This is a genomic window from Paenibacillus sp. 01T422 (genome assembly GCF_056398785.1).
Genome location: NZ_JBFTQB010001730.1, coordinates 1 through 377, shown reverse-complemented (window position 1 = coordinate 377; position 377 = coordinate 1). Strand labels below are relative to the sequence as shown.

The following is a 377-nucleotide window of genomic DNA, read 5'->3' as shown; positions in this document are numbered from 1 at the left end:
CGGACATCCCCGGATCAAAGCCTGCTTACGGCTCCCCGAGGCATTTCGTCGTTCGCCACGTCCTTCTTCGGCTCCTAGTGCCTAGGCATCCTCCGTGTGCTCTTTCTAGCTTAACCTAGAAAAAAACAKTTGAAAATTTCGTGCAACCCGAAGGYTACACTACCTAAGTTCTTAMTTTACGTTTCRTTTCGTTATCTAGTTTTCAAGGAACAAYGTGTTCATTGTGATTCGCTTTTCTTTGCCCTATCTYAGCRGCGAAAGTTATCTTATCACAACTCATTACCTCATTTCAAGTCGAAATTTCTTGGAAATTCCTGTCTCAAAATGATGATTGGTGGAGCCAAGCGGGATCGAACCGCTGACCTCCTGCTTGCAAG

The 377-nt window shown here is 45.4% G+C and carries 1 rRNA gene; it reads right to left on the bottom strand.

Features of this window, described 5'->3' with window-relative positions:
• A 23S ribosomal RNA gene (locus AC1DUA_RS40970) occupies positions 1-116 on the bottom strand; the annotation flags it as partial.
• Between the last annotated feature and the right edge of the window lie 261 nt (positions 117-377).